The following is a 16590-nucleotide window of genomic DNA, read 5'->3' as shown; positions in this document are numbered from 1 at the left end:
TAAGCGGCCTGTCATGCATCAGGCTCGATATGAAGAAACAACCTGTGTTGTCCAATCATTAAGTCTATAAGATGAATCAAGTCAATAATGATAAAGCGGCCTGTAAACGTTTACAGGCCGCTTGTTGGTGTGAACCCTTATTCGCCTTTGAGGTTTTTGCCTTCAGTCGCGCCAAAAGTAATGGTTTTGGTCGACGGCACAAATTTGCCGGTATTGGCATCACGGCCTTGCAACAGGAATTTGGCATCGGCCTTGCCATGGCTGTCTAAGGCGATTTTCGAGAATTTGCCGATGTCGGTACTTGGTTTGCGCAAGCGGTTCACAATGACCACTTTTTGGGTATCGGCAAAGTCTTGCATCATGTTTTGGTCGCCTTCGCTGTCGCCCGCAATGAAGATGGGGCCATAACCGTATTTGCTGACCAAGAATTTTTCGATGGTTTGGGTTTTGCCCTTGCCTTGGGTTTGGTAATAGCCAGCGCGGAATTTAGGGATGATGCGACCAGCATTATCGCGTTCCAATTGCATCGCATACACGTTTTGGTCGGAAATATTAAAGCCCATTTCCGGATTGCTGACCATTTCCTTAATCACATCGATGAAGGAAGCCGAGCACACATACACATCAAAACCATTGTCGAGCAAGGTGCGGTACAGGGTTTGCATTTCGGCATGCGGGCGCAGGCCATTCTCCCATTTCACCGACACCACACCGGCTTTGCCAGACAACTCTGCGGGCGAGGTCCATTTCACGGGGCCAATTTTTTGGCTTTGCTGCCAACGGAAGGCATCGCGGGTCAGCGTGCGCACCTCTTGTTCGGTGAAGCCGGCAAACAAATACGTCACCCATGGATAGGAAACCGAATGGTCGAAGGTGTGGCCGATGGCGGCGTACAAATAGCGCATTTTGGTGATGAAATTGAGGTAATGTGGGCTTTTTTGCACTTCGGCCAAGCTTTGCGTGCCTTTTAAGCCACTGTAATGTTGGTATAACCACGTGTAACTGGCGATGATGTCGGGTGCGACGGTATTGATGTTCACCGCTTGGCCGGCTTGGTTGTTGTAATCGGCGCTGAAATTCTTGTCGCTGATGTCGGTGCGGATGATTTTGTCCAATTGCTGCGGCGTCACCTTGAATTGCAATTGCTCCAATTGGTAAATCAAGGTCGCTTCTTCGATGTCGAGAAACACCGAGGTATTGTCAAAATCGAACACCACATACGGTTTTTTATCGGCGCGGTAAGTGGAGCTGAGTTTGCCGTATTGCACTATCATTTGGTTCAATTGCGCATGGTTAAACGCATCCCATTGCCCACGTGCCAATACTTGCTGCTTGCTGTGTATGCCATTGCTGACTGGAGCGGGCGTGCCGCTGGATTGGCAACCGGCGACCGCCAAACTGCCCATCACCGCCAAAACCAACAAACGCGTTGAATTCGAAAACCAAGTTGAGTGTGTCATTGGTAGTGCCTTTCATATCATGAGTAAGTGATTTTTTGTTGTGGTTTGCCGCAACAGACACAGTAAACTTTGCAATAGTGGCCGCGATGACTGCACACGCTGGACAGAAGCGGCTTGGCAGATTAGAGCTGCTGTGCTGTTTCGATAGAATAAACGTTAAATATTTCAGTTTCAAGACAATTTTGTAATAAAAATTACAAAACAAGCCGACTAGCAGCGAATCTGTATTGTGTGAGCCAAACAGACGGTGTGCAGGTGTGGGGTATAACCAACAAGCGACCTGTAAATGTTGACAGGCCGCTTTAATCATTTGATTTTGTGTTCAATAATCCAATTTTTTAAGCGAGAACAATCTGATTGCAAACGGTTGGCAGCGTGCACAGATTGACGTAACTGGGCGAAATCATCGGCATAGATGCCTTGCTGGTTGCGGTAAGCAAGGTAATCGCCGTAGTCAAAAATACGGGGTGGGATGTTGCCAGACATGCCTATCAAGACCAATTTGGCCCCATAGCGGTTTTCCAAAATGCCAATTTGGCATTTTTCTCCAGACGGTGGGAAATACCATTCGAGCAGCTCATTGTTGCTGCTGAAGTGATTGTGCAAATGCGGGGATAATTCGGTGTAGGTACGAGAATTGGGCGGGGTGATGGGCGGTTCAGTTGGTAGGTTAGTCTGCTGATTTTCGGTCTCAAACTGTGCCGAGATATACCCTGCTTTGGCTTTGCCAAACAGATTTTCTGTTCCGAATTCTGCATGGGCGAGGCTTGCAACACACAGCAATAAATAAAGCCCTTTTCTCATGGCCATTCCTTAGGTTGAATATCAAATTAGAGTGATGTATGCAGTGTCGCAGACAAACAAGCGGCCTGTAAACGTTTACAGGCCGCTTGTTGTTATAGTGAAAAGATTCGGTGTATTCAGCGCTTAAAACTCTTCGGTGTCGATTTCCAATTGCGTTGCGGCGGGGTAACGTGGGCCGGAGACGCTGTGTTGGTTAATCAGTTCGCCGGCTTGGGTCAAGATATCGGTGGCAATATTGAGTTCAGACACGGCGATGTTGTCGCTCAAGTGTTGCAGCTTAGTTGTGCCGGGGATGGCGACGATGTGCTCGGCTTGAGCGAGTACCCAGTACAAAGCCAGTTGTGCCGGTGTGCAGCCAGCTTGGTCGGCCAAGGCGACAAACTGCTGTAACAAGCCCAAGTTGTGTTGGAAATGTTCGCCTTGAAAACGTGGCATGCCAAGGCGAATGTCTTTTTCGGGCAGGCTGGCGGTGTCGTGTACCGTATTGCCCAAGAAACCACGTGCAACAGGGCTGAAGGCGACCAAGGTTGCGCCTATGTCTTTACAGGCCGCTATCGTGCCCAATTCGGGATTGCGCGTCCACAGCGAGTATTCGTTTTGCACGGCGGCGATGGGGTGGGTGGCGTGGGCTTTTTTAAGGGTGGCGGCGGAGATTTCCGACAAACCCAAATAGCGCACTTTGCCGGCTTCGACCATGCGGCTCATCTCGCCGACGCTTTCTTCTATCGGGATGTTTTTGTCGAAGCGGTGCAGGTAATACAAGTCGATGACATCGGTTTGCAAGCGTTTTAACGATTCATCAATTTGGCGGCGCAAGGTGTTGGGATGACCGTCGATGACGCGTTTGCCATCGACGCCGCCCATGCCGCATTTGCTGGCGAGGAAAAACTGCTGTCGTTGGCCGTTTAAGGTGTTGCCAATAAGGATTTCGTTAGTACCAAAACCGTATAAAGTGGCGGTGTCTAAGTGGTTATAGCCCAAGTCTAAGGCTTTAAAGAGCAGGGTTTGTGCGTCTTGCGTCGATGGCGGCGTGCCATAAGCATGGCTGAGGTTCATGCAGCCCAAACCGATGGGATTGATGGCTGTGTTGGCGAGTGTTCGTGCAGCAAACATGGAACATCCTTTCTGGAACAAACGAAAACACCCATTAAGCTTTACAGGCCGCTTAATGGGTGTTTGGTTTCATGGGCTGTTAAGCGTTTAATTGGTCTTCTAAGGCTTGTAAGGTGCGGTAGCATTCAATCACTGATTGTACCGAAGAATTCGGTTCGCGGCCTTCGATGATGGCGGCGACAAATTCGCGGTCTTGCAATTCAATGCCATTGTCAGACACGGCCACACCAGTCAAATCCACAGGCTCTTCTTTGCCAGTGACCAAGTCGTCGTAACGGGCAATGTAAGTGCCGTTGTCGCAAATATAGCGGAAGAAGGTGCCCAAAGGACCATCGTTGTTGAACGACAAAGACAAGGTACAAATCGCACCGTTAGCGGCCTGTAACTGTATCGACATGTCCAAAGCGATGCCCAATTCTGGATGGATGGGGCCTTGTACCGCATTGGCTTTGACGATGGGTGCGCCCGCTTGGTAGCGGAACAAATCGACGGTGTGCGCGGCATGGTGCCACAACAAGTGGTCGGTCCAAGAGCGTGGCTCACCTTTGGCATTGATGTTTTTGCGGCGGAAGAAGTAGGTTTGCACATCCATTTGTTGGATGTTCAATTCACCGGCCACGATTTTATTGTGCAAGTATTGGTGCGACGGGTTGAAACGGCGGGTGTGACCGACCATTGCCACCAAGCCGCTGGCTTGTTGTGCGGCCAATACTGCTTCGGCATCGCCCAAGGCATCGGCCAAAGGGATTTCCACTTGCACGTGTTTGCCGGCTTTCAAGCACGCCAAGGTTTGTGAGGCGTGCATTTGCGTGGGCGTGCACAAAATCACCGCGTCCACTTGGTCGGAAGCCAAGGCTTCGTCCAAGCTGCCGGTGGCGTTGGCCACGCCGTATTGGTCGGCAATGACTTGGGCTTTGTCACGGCTAGAGCCGACGATGTAAGTCACTTCGGCGTTAGCGATGTTTTTCAAGCCATCCAAGTGTTTGATGCCAAAAGCACCGGTGCCGACTAAGGCGATGCGTACGGTTTGTGTCATGGTGTGTCCTTTTACTGATTTTCTAAAATCAAATGGCCAACGGCGGTATTGGAGGCGGGTACGTGGTAGAAGCGGTGCGTCACTTTCGGGGTCGCATCTTCGTCCATCGCGCCACGGGCAATCAACCACATTACCAATTCCACGCCTTCTGAGCCGGCTTCACGCAGGTATTCGACGTAGTTTTTCTCGGCCAATTCGGCAGGAGCGTTAATCAAGTCATCTAAGAATTGGTTGTCCCATTCTGGATTGATTAAGCCGGCGCGTTGGCCTTGCAATTGGTGGCTCATGCCGCCTGTGCCCCAAATGTGCACATTCAGGTCTTCGTCGTAAGACTCTACGGCGCGGCGGATGGCTTTGCCCAATTCATAACAACGGCGACCAGACGGAATCGGGTATTGCACCACATTCACATGCAAGGGAATCACTTTCACCGGCCATTGTTCCACGTCGCCGAACATCAGCGTCAGCGGTACGGTCAGGCCGTGGTCCAGCTTCATCTTATTGCACAAGGTCAAATCAAAGTCTTGGGTGATGACAGAGTGGGCAATGTGCGCCGCCAAATCGGGTGCACCTTCGACGTCGGGTACGGGACGTGGACCCCAGCCCTCATCGCAAGTCTCGAAATGGGCGGCGGTGCCCAAAGCAAAAGTCGGAATCAATTCCAAACTGAAGTTGTTGGCGTGGTCGTTGTACACCAAAAACACCACGTCTGGTTTGTTGTCCTTGTGCCATTGTTTGGAAAACTCATAGCCATCAAACACTTTTTTCCAATACGGCTCGTCTTTTTTGCCCAAGTCCCAAGCCGCGCCTATGGCCGGTACGTGTGAGGTGTAAACGCTGGCGGTGATTTTAGCCATGATTCTTGTCCTTTGCTGATTCTTCCCATTCTGAAACATAGCGGTTGCCGTCTATCTTGCGACCGCCGGCGAGCATCATGTCGCGGTAAGCTTCTTCGCTCATGCCCGTCATCGAGCCTGCCATTTGTTGGAAAGAATGGCCATCGGTGGCACCGATTTTGGCCAAGAAATAAATATTACCGCCCAAAGCCATGCAGCGGTTCAAATCGCGTGCCATCACTGCTTGCTTCTGCTCTTCGCTCATTGCCCATTCGTCCAAATATGCACGTTCGTCGGCTTTGAAGCGGGCACGGTTATCGGCCGACATCAGCGACATGCAAAATTGGTTTAAATGGTAGCCTTTGCGCGATTGATCGGAATCAAACACGATGGTGCCGGGTATGTCGGTATAGGGTTTTTCTATTGCCATGGGTTTCTCTCTTCTACATCATCTGTCAAGGAGCTGAATTAAGCGACTTCTTCAGGCCAGTACAATCGCATTGGATTGTCTACCAACAATTGTTGGCGCTCAGCTGCGGTTGGGGCGATGTGTGCGATGTATTCCACCAACAAGCCATCGTCGGGCATGTGGTCTTTTAAGTTAGGATGTGGCCAGTCTGTGCCCCACAACACACGCTCAGGGAACAACTGCATCAAGCGACGTGCAAACGGTGCCACGTCTTGGTAGGCATTTTTTTCACCGTCCAAGGCTTTCAGGCCGGTTTTGCTCAAACGCTCTGGGCAAGACAGTTTGGACCAAATATTAGGATGTTCTGCCATCAGTTTCACAAACAGATTGAATTCTTCGCCATCTACGGGCTTGCTCACATCGGGTCTGCCCATGTGGTCTACCACCACCGTGGTCGGCAAGTTGGTGAAGAAATCCCACAATTCTGGCAAATCAGGCGCTTCAAAATAAATCACAATGTGCCAGCCAAACGGGGCAATTTTAGCAGCGATTGCTTCCAAATCGGCTTTGGGCATGAAATCGACCAAGCGTTTGACAAAATTAAAGCGCACACCACGCACACCGGCGTCGTGTAAGGCTTGAATTTCTTCAGTAGAAATGTCCACACCGACGGTGGCCACGCCACGCGCTTTGCCGTCTGATGACAACAAGGCATCGACCAAGGCGCGGTTGTCTTTGCCGTGGCAAGTGGCTTGTACGATGACATTGCGGGCAAAACCCAAATGGTCGCGTAAGGCAAACAATTGTTCTTTAGAAGCATCGCAAGGCGTGTATTTGCGCTCAGGTGCGTAAGGGAATTGGTCGCCTGGGCCAAACACATGGCAATGCGCATCGACTGCGCCTGCTGGCAATGCCAATGAGGGTTTGCTTGGGCCTTGATACCAGTCTAACCAACCGGCGGTTTTTTCAAAAACTGTGCTGCTCATGATGATGTCCTGTGTCTTAGTCTATGTATTTCAGGCCGGCTTTTTCCAAAGGTTCGCGCATTTTGTACATGTCGAGACCCAACTCACCTGCTTCAAAACGGGCGCGTTTTTCGCCCTCAAACGATTCACGCTTTTCTGCCGCATCAGCGACTTCTTGTGCGCGTTCACGCGGCACCACCACCACGCCATCAACGTCGGCAATCACCACATCACCGGGGTTGACCAATTGGCCGGCACAAATCACTGGGATGTTGACCGAGCCCAAAGTGGCTTTGATGGTGCCTTTGGCATGGATGGCTTTGGAAAACACCGGAAAACCCATGCCTTGCAATTCTTCTACATCGCGCACGCCGCCATCGATGATGAGGCCTTTGGCACCACGGGCTTTGAATGAAGTCGCAAGCAAATCGCCGAAGAAACCGTCGGCATTGTCGGTGGTACAGGCCGCTACCGCGACATCACCGGCCTGTAATTGCTCGGCCGCCACGTGCATCATCCAGTTATCACCGGGTTGCAACAAAATGGTCACGGCCGTGCCGCAAATTTTTGCGCCTGAGTACACTGGGCGCATATACGGCTTCATCAAGCCGACGCGGCCCATGGCTTCGTGGATGGTGGCCACGCCAAAGCGCGATAATTTTTCAACGGCAGCCGCGTCAGCGCGTTCGATATTGCGTTTTACCACGCCCAATTGGTTCAAAGTAACGTCCATGTTTACAATCCTTTGGCTTTTAATTGTGCGTCCAAACGTGGGAACACACGGCGGGTATTGGCTTCGTAAATATTGTGTTTGTCTTCGGCAGAGATTTTGGCCGCTTCAATGTATTGCTTGGTGTCATCGAAGTAAAAACCTGTGCGTGGGTCGATGTCGCGCACCGCACCGATCATTTCTGAGGCAAACAAGATGTTTTTATTCGGTACCACATCGAGTAGCAAATCGATGCCCGGTTGGTGGTAAACGCAGGTATCGAAGAAAATATTGTTCAGCAAATGTTCTTCGAGCTCAGGTTTTTTCAAAATCATCGCCAAGCCGCGGAAACGACCCCAGTGGTAAGGCACCGCGCCACCACCGTGTGGAATCAAGAAGCGCAAAGTCGGGAAGTCTTTGAACAAATCACCGCTCAAGCATTGCATGAAGGCAGTTGTATCGGCTGCCAAGTAATGTGCACCAGTGGTGTGGAAGGCTGGGTTGCAACTGGTAGACACGTGCACCATCGCTGGGATGTCGTACTCGACCATTTTTTCGTAAATCGGGTACCAGTATTTGTCGGTCAACGGTGGTGAAGTCCAATGGCCACCGGATGGGTCTGGATTCAAATTCAGGCCGACATTGCCATATTCATTCACACAGCGCTCAAGTTCCGCCACACAGGTTTCAATCGGTACGCCCGGAGACTGTGGCAACATCGCCGCAGGCACAAAACGGTCTGGGTATAACTGCGCCACGCGGTAGCACAATTCATTGCAAATCGCCGCCCATGTGGCCGACACTTGGTAGTCGCCAATGTGGTGGGCCATGAAGCTGGCGCGAGGCGAGAAGATGGTCAAATCCGAACCGCGTTCGTTCATGAACTTCAATTGGTTGGCTTCTAAAGTCTCGCGAATTTCGTCGTCGCTGATTTTCAAATCGGCCACTTTGGGCGCTTGGCTGGGGTTGTTTAAGGTCGCGATTTGTTTCTCGCGCCAGTCGGCCAAAGCCTTGGGAGCGGTCGTGTAGTGACCGTGACAATCAATGATTAAACTCATGTTCTCTTCACCTTTTTGAAAGAGTGATCAGCACGCAGCACCTAAGCTGTTACTGAATAAATAGAATTTTGTGAGCTAGGGCGTAGGCGTTAAGCTGTCTTAACAGCCAGTTGTTGTTTTTGGTATTACCTGACCTGTTGCCACTCACTGCCATTTGATATTGCCGCAAGCGAGCCATTTAAAAAAGATGCACTTGTTTCTATTAGTTATGCATGCTTGACATAGATAGCGATGTCAAATCAGGCACAAGCGGCCTGTAAGGCTTACAGGCCGCTTATACAAGGCTGTCTCGATGAAGACAGTATTTTGAATCACATTAGGATGCTGCGGATTAACCCAATGACGACGGCACCATCACCTCGCCGCGCATGATGAGGCGGGCAGTGCGAAGCAGCGCCGCGCTGAGCACATTGGTGGCATCGGCCGCATCGGTGGTGAGTTCCACGCTGAATTCGCCGCTGGGGTGTTCTATCGACATCAAGCTGCTGTTGCCATCAACTTGGCCTGCCACTGCCAAACCATCGGCCACACTGCCGGGCAACACGCACGCCGTCGCTACCGTTACCGCGGCGAGCACGCCGATGGCATCGTGGCACACGTGCGGGATGTAGCAACGGGTGTGGATGGCGCCGCCGTTAACAGGACTGTTCAGCAAACACATTTTCGGAAAGTTTTTATTGCTGACATCGCCCAAACCCATTTTCAAAGCGGCCTGTAAACGCAATTGTTCGATTTTGGCTTTCAAATCGGCGTCTTGGTTCAAATCGGCGACGCTTTCATAGGCGGTGCGGCCGACATCGGCAGCGCGTACCAATACCATGGGCATGCCATTGTCGATGCAAGTGGCTTGTAAGTCACCGATGCCGTCTATGTTGAACACATCAAGCACATGGCCTGTGGGCAAGAGTGAACCTGCTACCGAACCGGCGGTGTCCAAGAAATTGATTTTAATCGGCGCGCTGAAACCGGGCGCACCGTCTATGCGTGTCTCGCCTTCGTATTCAATCTCGCCATGCGGGGTTTGCACGGTGATTTCGGCCACCATGCCGGTGTTGAGGGTCAAGACTTTGACGGTGGTGGTGTCGCCTTGCGCCGCAATCAAGCCTTTTTCCAAGGCAAACGGCACCACGGCCGCCAGCATATTGCCGCAATTGGGGGTGGTGTCTACCGTGTCTTTTTCTGGCTGTAATTGCGCAAACAAGAAACTCAAATCGGCTTCAGCGCCCGCGTGCACATCGACGATGCCGACTTTGCTGGTAAGCGAGTGGGCGCCGCCCAAGCCATCGATTTGGCGCTTGTCTGGCGAGCCTACGGCCGCGAGCAAGACCGCATCGCGCGCGGCGATGTCAGTGGGTAATTCCTTGGCATAAAAGAAAGGTCCTTTGGAAGTGCCGCCGCGCATGAGCATGCACGGGATTGCCGTTTGCTTCGCCATTTTCGTCTCGCTTCAGTGGTTTATCATCTATAATCAAACGGGCAATGTGCATGTTTAGAGTGCAGCTTCCCGCATTGTCGGTGGTATTATGCGGCGGCAAATGTTGTGGAAACAGCATGGCAGCAGTCTATTTGTTATGTAATTTTGTTATAGAAAGCGGTGAGTACGGTGGAATTGAAACAGCTCAAGTATTTCATGCATGTGGCCGAATTGGGCAGCTACACGCGTGCGGCAGAGGTGATAGACGTGGCGCAACCTGTGCTCAGTCGCCAAATACGCCAATTGGAAATTGAGCTGCGTCAAAATCTGTTGATACGCCACGGTCGTGGTGTGGTGCTCACCGATTCAGGCCGCACCTTGCTCAAACACGTCAACATCATCATGGACCAAATCGACGAGGCGTATGAAGACTTGAGTTTGTCCGATGGCAAACTCGCCGGCCACATCACCATCGGTTTGCCGCCGACCGTGGCCAAACTCATTGCCATAGACTTGGTGCGCGCGTTCAAAAAGCGCCTGCCTTTGGCTCACCTGACCATAGAAGAAGGCTTGACCGTTCACATCGAAGAAAACTTGGGCTTGGGGCGCATGGACATCGGCTTGCTCAACAACCCGACCTTCTCGCCCAACATCGACACCAAACTCATCATCGAAGAAGAGCTGTATTTGATTGCCAAAAAAGGCTATTTCCCGCACCAACCGAAAAGCATGGATTTGAAAGAATTGGCGGCGATTCCGTTGATTATGCCGACTTTGCCCAATCCATTTCGGGTGTTGGTACAAGCGCAAATGGCCGAAATCGGCCTCAAGCCGCAAATCGATTGGGAAATCAACAGCGTCGGCACCATCGTGAAATTGGTGAATGAGGGCGTGGGCTGTGCGGTATTGTCTAAGTATTGTTTGGGCCTGGTGAAAGACGGCGACAATATGGAAGCGATACGCATCGCCAATCCCGCTTTGGTTAACCGTTTGTACGTTGGCTATTCGGCCAAACGTGCCACCACCCGTTTGCAAAAAGAGATGTTGCAATTGGTGGAAGAGGTGTGTCAGCAGTATTTCTGAGTTTACAGGCCGCTACTTTGGCCATTGAAGCGGCCTGTAAAGGCCCAATCGCTGACAATTTCATGTTTTGATGTTTTCTTGGCCGATGCGAGCAACGCCGTTGCAATCATCGGACAAGTCTTGTCCATCTGCCCTGCCTCACGGGCGCATTCAACGTTACATTCCAAAAACTTTGCTAAGGCGGCCGCACGCAGATGCCGTTGTCGCCGCTGGCAGGTTTTGATGAACACAATAAGCCCGACGTGCATCTGCGCGTGTGCGATCCACCGCTGGGCAATGGATACAAGGAAGAAAACGTTGAAACTCCCTCTGATGTATGGCCTGCCTTTGGCCGCTTTGTGCGCCTTACCACAATATGGTTTGGCCAATGAAACCTCCCCTCCGCAAGACACCGCCAACAGCGGCAGCGTGTGGGAATCGCCTTTTTTTGACGATGCCAAAGTATCGGTGTTGAACCGCAATTATTATTTCAACCGTGATTTCCGTCATAGCGGTGCCAATCCATCCGGCACCAACCAATTCAAACCAGCGAGCGAGCGCAATGGCTACCGCAGCGAATGGGCACACGGCATTGTCGTCGATGTGCAATCGGGTTACACCCCCGGCGTGGTCGGTTTTGGTGTCGATGCGCAAGCCTTGATTGGTGTGCGTTTGGACAGCTCGGGCGCACGCACCGGTACGGGTTTGATTCCAGTGGGCAAAGACGGTGAACCGGCGCACTCATGGGGCGAAGTCAGCGGCGCGGTCAAAGCCAAAGTCGGCAAGACAGTGCTGAAATACGGCACGCAAATGCCGAATGTGCCAGTGTTGTCGGTACACAATGCACGCTTATTGCCAGCGACGGTGAGCGGCGTGTCGTTGGAAAGCAACGACATCAATAATTTGAATTTACAGGCCGCATGGTTTACCCACACCAATGCCATCGATGGCACCAACCACGATGACAGATTCAATACCGATTACGGTTTGGCCATCCAAGCCAAGCGCGCCGGTTATGTCGGCGGTACGTATAAATGGTCGCCCGACACGCAAGCGAGTGTGTATGTTGGCCATTTGAAAGACGTGTGGAACCAATACTATGTGCAAGGCAACCATACTTGGCGTTTTGACAACAATACCTTTGTGAAGCTTAACGGTGTCGGCTACTGGAACCGCGATACCGGCAAATCCATGGCCGGCAGCATAGACAGCAAATTGCTCGGCACCAACCTCACTTATGGCAATGCCACCCATTCAATCAGCGCTGGCTACCAGCAAGTGTTTGGCGATGAACCGCTGGACTACATCGGTTTTCGCACCATAGGCGGCAACGTCAATTTTGCCAACATCGGCAATGTGTCGCCGTTTGCCGAAGCGAATGAAAAATCATGGCAATTGCGCTACGACTTGGATTTCAAAACCTTGGGTGTGCCCGGTTTGAGTTTTACAGGCCGCTATATCAAAGGCTTTGACATGGACAACAGCGGCAGCAACAACCAAGTGTATCAAAACGCCTTAAAAGGCTACACCTACCGCGATGGCGACAGCCATTGGGAACGCGATTTTGAATTGAAATATGTGTTCCAAAGCGGCGCGGCCAAAGGCCTGTCTTTACGCTTGCGCCAAGCCACGCTGCGCGCTTCCACAGGTTACCGCTACAACAATATGGATGAAGTGCGCATCATCGCCGAATATCCGTGGTCTTTATAAGGAAACATCATGCAAACCGTGTATGTATTGAATGGCCCGAATTTGAATTTGCTCGGTGTGCGCGAGCCTGAAATTTATGGCCGTGCCACCTTGGCCGACATCGAAGCCTTGTGCCAAAACTTAGCGCAGCAATTTGGTTGGCAATTGCGTTTCTTGCAAAGCAATTACGAGGGCGCATTGGTGGAGTGGGTACACGAAGCGCGCGCCGCTGGTGCGGCTGTGATTATGAATCCGGCCGGTTGCAGTTTCTATTCGATACCGCTGTTAGATGCCTTGTCGACTTTGGAAACGCCGTACATCGAAGTGCATTTGAGCAATATCCATGCGCGCGATGCCGAGCATCAGCATTCGATTTTGTCGAAAAAAGCGCGTGGTGTGATTTGTGGTTTTGGTGCGCACGGTTATGAATTGGCGCTGCAAGCGCTGCAGCGTATGTTAAACGCCCAATAAGCATGATTGAATCTTAAAACACGTCGCTGATGACGGGTTTTTTTGATGAGTGGTGGGCAGTGATGTTGGCACCATCTGTGTCGACCACCCCTCGTTGCTGTTGCCCAACGTATGGGTGCAACAGGCAACGGTTTTACAGGCCGCTTATAACAGCATGCGCAATTGTTTGGCCAATTCTTGCATCGGCACCAAGCAGCGGTTAATCACCTGCTCAGGGGTGTATTGTTCGCTGCGTGCGACCGTGTTCAAACCCGCCACCACACGACCAGCGCCATTGAAAATCGGCACGGCAAAACCGATAAAGCTGACCTCATGTTCTTCCGCCGCCAAACACCAGCCTTGGTCACGAATGTCGTGCAATTGCTGCTTGAAGGTGTCGGCATTGGTGACGGTGTATTTGGTGCTGCGCGTCAGTGGGTAATGCGTGAGCCAAGTGTCCAATTCTTGGTCTTGCATATAGGCCAAGATGACTTTGCCATTGGACGCGGTATGGGCGGCGATGCGGTTGCCATTGTGTATGCCGTAAGGCAAGACGCGGTTTTTTTCGGCGCTGGCGAGATAACTGCAGGCAACGGTGATGACTTCGTGGTTGTCCAAAATCACCACCGAATGGCACATGCCGGTTTGTGACGACAGCGAGTGCAATAAAGGCTGGGCGATTTTGGGCAGGTGGGCTGAGCTCAAATACGCGCCTGAGAATTTCAAGACCTTGTGCGTGAGCCAGTAAAACGTGCCATCGCTGTCCAAATAGCCCAAGTATTTCAGGGTTTTCAAATGGCGGCGGGCGGCGGTGCGGGTTAAGCCAGTGCGTTCGGCGGTTTGGGTGACGTTCAGGCGTTGTCTGTCGTAACCAAAACATTCCAATACCTGCAAGCCTTTGGCCAAGCCGGCAATGAAATCATCATAGCGAATGATTTCCTGCGTGTGCTCATGCAGTATCTCGGTGTTTCTCATCTCTCTTCTCCACAGTAGACGGCGGTTTTATTGTTTTTATGGGGTTTTTTATGGCTGTTGCGCGATGTCAGCAATCTTAGTGCGATTATCGGACAGACCATGATACACGCGGTTGGTTTATGGCGCTGTTTTGCTTAGTATCGTAGGCATCTGATTAGATGCTGATGCACGGTATTTGCGTGCAGCTTGAGGGTTTACAGGCCGCATTAAAAGGAACAAACGGTTATAACTGTTATCGACAAAACATATAACACCCCATCAAATGAGGAAGAGAGCAACATGCGATTGAATCAAAAAACAGCGATAGTCACCGGCGCAGGTTCGGGCATGGGTCAGGCTGAGGCCATAGGATTTGCCAAAGAAGGCGCACAAGTGGTGGTGGCTGATGTGAATTTGGCCACAGCCGAAGCAACGCGCGATGCCATTGTTGCCGCTGGCGGCGAGGCGATTGCGCTGGCAGTCGATGTGACCCAACTGGCTGATTTGCAAAACTTGGTTGATGTGACTTTGGCAACTTACGGTCGCATTGATGTGTTGGTGAACAACGCCGGTATTTTCGATTACTACACCAACAGCTTGGACACCAGCGAAGAGTTGTGGGACAAAATTTTTGCCATCAATGTGAAAGCCATGTTCCAACTGTCTAATTTGGTGTTGCCACACATGCAAGCGCAGCAAGGCGGCGCCATCATCAATATTTGTTCGATTGCCGGCTTGGTAGCGAACATGGGCGGCGCCGCTTACACCGCGTCCAAACACGCAGTGGCCGGTTATACCAAACATTTGGCCGCGGTCTACGGCAAAGACGGCATCAAAATCAATGCTATTTGCCCAGGTACCATCCGCACCGCCATGACCGCAGAAATGCTCAAGACCCGTCCTACCGACAAAATCCCATTAGACCGCTTCGGCGAAGTGGGTGAAGTGGTGGATTTGGCAGTATTCTTGGCCTCAGATGAAGCGCGCTTTATGAATGGCGCCTTGGTGCCTATCGATGGTGGCTTCACCATCGTCTAAATCTCTTAAATCTCTTCTGTCGTGAATGACAGGTTTGACAGCCATTGCAGCGATGCAGTGGCTTTTTTTCGTTTGTGGACGGCTGGCGGACAAGCATTCCGATAGTCGGACAAATCACCGCCTCGCTAGCTAGGCAGTTTGGGAATGCGACTTTATGCTGCATTCACCTCGCAATGAGGCTGAAGAGAAGCACTAAAAAACTAACAAAATCAAACAATCTATACTTAGGAGAAGTTTATGGCGACGCAATTGAATGTGCGGGAGTTCATTGACGAACAACCGTTGTCTGGTTTCCAGAAATGGATTATTGCGCTGTGTCTGTTGGTGGTCATCGTCGATGGCTTGGACGTGGCGGTGATGGGTTTTATCGCGCCTTCCTTGAAAGAACAATGGGGCATAGGCAATTCGGATTTGGCACCGGTCATCAGCGCCGCCTTGTTTGGCTTGACCATAGGCGCAATGGTGGCAGGCCCGTTGGCTGATAAATTTGGCCGTAAAAAAATTCTACTCATTTGTGTGTGGGGTTTTGGTTTGTTCACGCTTGCCGGTGCGATGGCCGATTCGGTATCGCATTTGGTGGTGTTGCGCTTTATTGCCGGCCTGTTTATGGGCGGGGTGATGCCGCAATGCGTGACCTTAGCGACCGAATACTCACCCAAACGCATCACTTCTTTCTTAATCACCGTGGTGATTTGCGGCTTTTCTTTGGGCGCAGCCATGGGGGGCTTCTTGGCTTCATGGTTGATCCCGGCATTTGGCTGGCAGTCTATGTTGGTGGTGGCGGGTGTCATTCCTTGCCTGTTGGCAGTGGTGTTGACTTTTAAATTGCCTGAATCCACTGGTTTCATGATTTTGAAACAACAACCTACCGCCAAAATTCGCGCTTACATTGAAAAAATCGCTACCGAGCCTTTGCCACAAGATGTGCAATTCGTGTTGCCAGCCGCGCCTGCCAAAGCCGACAAACCGATGCAAACCGTGCTCAACAGCCATTATTTAATCGGTACTTTGTGCTTGTGGGGCTGTTATTTCTTCGGCCTGTTCGCGGTGTATTTATTGGGCAGCTGGTTGCCATTGATTACCAAAGAAGCCGGTTTTACCACCGCAGAATCTTCCATCATCGCCGCTGTATTCCAATTGGGTGGGCCTTTGGGTTGCATCACCGTCGGCTATTTGATGGACAAATTCGGTAACCACCGTGTGTTGGCTGTGTGTTTTGTCGGCGTGGCCGCGTCTTTGGCCGCGATTGTGATGGCCAGTGGCAGCTTCGCCTTGTTCTGTGTGGTGTGTTTCTTAATCGGAGCCACTTTGAATGGCGGCAATACCGGCCTGAATGCCTTGTCTAGCGTGTTTTACCCCGTTTCGGCTCGTGCCACTGGCAACAGCTGGATGCACGGTGTTGGCCGCGTCGGCGCCATCTTGAGCGCGTTCGTCGGTGCCCATTTGCTCAATTTGGGTTGGCACATAGACCGCATTTTCTTGATGTTGATGATTCCTGCCTTGTTGGTGACTTTGTGCATCGTTATCAAAGGCCTGCGCTATGGCAAAACCCAAGAACAAGCGCAATTACAAAACAAAACCGTGTAAGCACAC

At 51.5% G+C, this 16590-nt stretch carries 17 protein-coding genes; 5 read left to right on the top strand and 12 right to left on the bottom strand.

The genetic code is table 11. From position 1 onward, the window contains the following. Positions 1-137: 137 nt before the first annotated feature. The 10 genes from BN3003_RS10865 to BN3003_RS10820 all read right to left on the bottom strand — a co-directional run bounded on the left by BN3003_RS10865 (position 138) and on the right by BN3003_RS10820 (position 9825). Positions 138-1460, bottom strand: coding sequence for an HAD family hydrolase (locus BN3003_RS10865; protein WP_058356675.1), 1323 nt, complete (start codon positions 1458-1460; stop codon positions 138-140). A 306-nt stretch (positions 1461-1766) separates the two neighbouring features. Then, positions 1767-2264, bottom strand: a complete 498-nt coding sequence (locus BN3003_RS10860) for a hypothetical protein (protein WP_058356674.1) — start codon at positions 2262-2264, stop codon at positions 1767-1769. A gap of 123 nt (positions 2265-2387) precedes the next feature. After that, positions 2388-3377 carry an aldo/keto reductase gene (locus BN3003_RS10855; protein ID WP_058356673.1) on the bottom strand — a complete coding sequence of 330 codons (990 nt, stop codon included), beginning with the start codon at positions 3375-3377 and terminating at the stop codon, positions 2388-2390. Between the two features lie 79 nt (positions 3378-3456). After that, entirely contained in the window at positions 3457-4413 is a 957-nt protein-coding gene (locus tag BN3003_RS10850; RefSeq protein WP_058356672.1) for a Gfo/Idh/MocA family oxidoreductase, read from the bottom strand. 11 nt (positions 4414-4424) lie between these two features. Further along, positions 4425-5270, bottom strand: coding sequence for a class III extradiol dioxygenase subunit beta (locus BN3003_RS10845; RefSeq protein WP_058356671.1), 846 nt, complete (start codon positions 5268-5270; stop codon positions 4425-4427). Beyond that, positions 5263-5679, bottom strand: a complete 417-nt coding sequence (gene ligA / locus BN3003_RS10840; protein WP_058356670.1) for a protocatechuate 4,5-dioxygenase subunit alpha — start codon at positions 5677-5679, stop codon at positions 5263-5265. The genes BN3003_RS10845 and ligA overlap by 8 nt, the downstream gene beginning before the upstream one ends. A 38-nt stretch (positions 5680-5717) precedes the next feature. Then, positions 5718-6644 (bottom strand): amidohydrolase family protein, encoded by a 927-nt coding sequence (locus BN3003_RS10835; protein WP_058356669.1) that lies wholly within the window; start codon positions 6642-6644, stop codon positions 5718-5720. Between the two features lie 16 nt (positions 6645-6660). Continuing rightward, positions 6661-7356: a 4-carboxy-4-hydroxy-2-oxoadipate aldolase/oxaloacetate decarboxylase gene (gene ligK / locus BN3003_RS10830; RefSeq protein ID WP_058356668.1), complete on the bottom strand. Its 696-nt coding sequence runs from the start codon at positions 7354-7356 to the stop codon at positions 6661-6663. A 2-nt stretch (positions 7357-7358) separates the two neighbouring features. Then, a complete protein-coding gene (locus BN3003_RS10825) occupies positions 7359-8390 on the bottom strand; it encodes an amidohydrolase family protein (RefSeq protein ID WP_058356667.1) in 1032 nt (343 codons plus the stop codon). Between the two features lie 331 nt (positions 8391-8721). Then, positions 8722-9825 carry a 4-oxalomesaconate tautomerase gene (locus tag BN3003_RS10820; RefSeq protein ID WP_058356666.1) on the bottom strand — a complete coding sequence of 368 codons (1104 nt, stop codon included), beginning with the start codon at positions 9823-9825 and terminating at the stop codon, positions 8722-8724. A 159-nt stretch (positions 9826-9984) separates the two neighbouring features. On the opposite strand from BN3003_RS10820, the gene BN3003_RS10815 reads away from it, so the two are divergent. Next, on the top strand, positions 9985-10887 hold the full coding sequence (locus BN3003_RS10815) for a LysR family transcriptional regulator (protein ID WP_234333052.1): 903 nt from the start codon (positions 9985-9987) through the stop codon (positions 10885-10887). Between the two features lie 2 nt (positions 10888-10889). Here the strand turns inward: BN3003_RS10815 and BN3003_RS18855 are convergent, their stop codons facing one another. Beyond that, positions 10890-11117, bottom strand: a complete 228-nt coding sequence (locus BN3003_RS18855) for a hypothetical protein (protein WP_147645414.1) — start codon at positions 11115-11117, stop codon at positions 10890-10892. A 67-nt stretch (positions 11118-11184) separates the two neighbouring features. Between BN3003_RS18855 and BN3003_RS10810 the strand changes: the two genes are divergently transcribed. Next, positions 11185-12576 (top strand): OprD family porin, encoded by a 1392-nt coding sequence (locus BN3003_RS10810; protein WP_159061434.1) that lies wholly within the window; start codon positions 11185-11187, stop codon positions 12574-12576. Between the two features lie 9 nt (positions 12577-12585). Continuing rightward, positions 12586-13026 carry a type II 3-dehydroquinate dehydratase gene (locus BN3003_RS10805; protein WP_082625638.1) on the top strand — a complete coding sequence of 147 codons (441 nt, stop codon included), beginning with the start codon at positions 12586-12588 and terminating at the stop codon, positions 13024-13026. Between the two features lie 144 nt (positions 13027-13170). Here BN3003_RS10805 and BN3003_RS10800 read toward each other — a convergent pair whose 3' ends face one another. Continuing rightward, positions 13171-13980, bottom strand: a complete 810-nt coding sequence (locus BN3003_RS10800) for an IclR family transcriptional regulator domain-containing protein (protein ID WP_058356663.1) — start codon at positions 13978-13980, stop codon at positions 13171-13173. A 279-nt stretch (positions 13981-14259) separates the two neighbouring features. On the opposite strand from BN3003_RS10800, the gene BN3003_RS10795 reads away from it, so the two are divergent. Then, entirely contained in the window at positions 14260-14997 is a 738-nt protein-coding gene (locus BN3003_RS10795) for an SDR family NAD(P)-dependent oxidoreductase (protein ID WP_058356662.1), read from the top strand. A gap of 237 nt (positions 14998-15234) precedes the next feature. Continuing rightward, positions 15235-16584, top strand: a complete 1350-nt coding sequence (locus tag BN3003_RS10790) for an MFS transporter (protein ID WP_058356661.1) — start codon at positions 15235-15237, stop codon at positions 16582-16584. Positions 16585-16590: the final 6 nt, after the last annotated feature.

It is taken from the genome of Vitreoscilla massiliensis (assembly GCF_001457815.1).
Taxonomy (GTDB): domain Bacteria; phylum Pseudomonadota; class Gammaproteobacteria; order Burkholderiales; family Neisseriaceae; genus Vitreoscilla; species Vitreoscilla massiliensis.
Note: the sequence above shows the minus strand (reverse complement) of the source record. Positions and strands in the feature narration are given on the sequence as shown.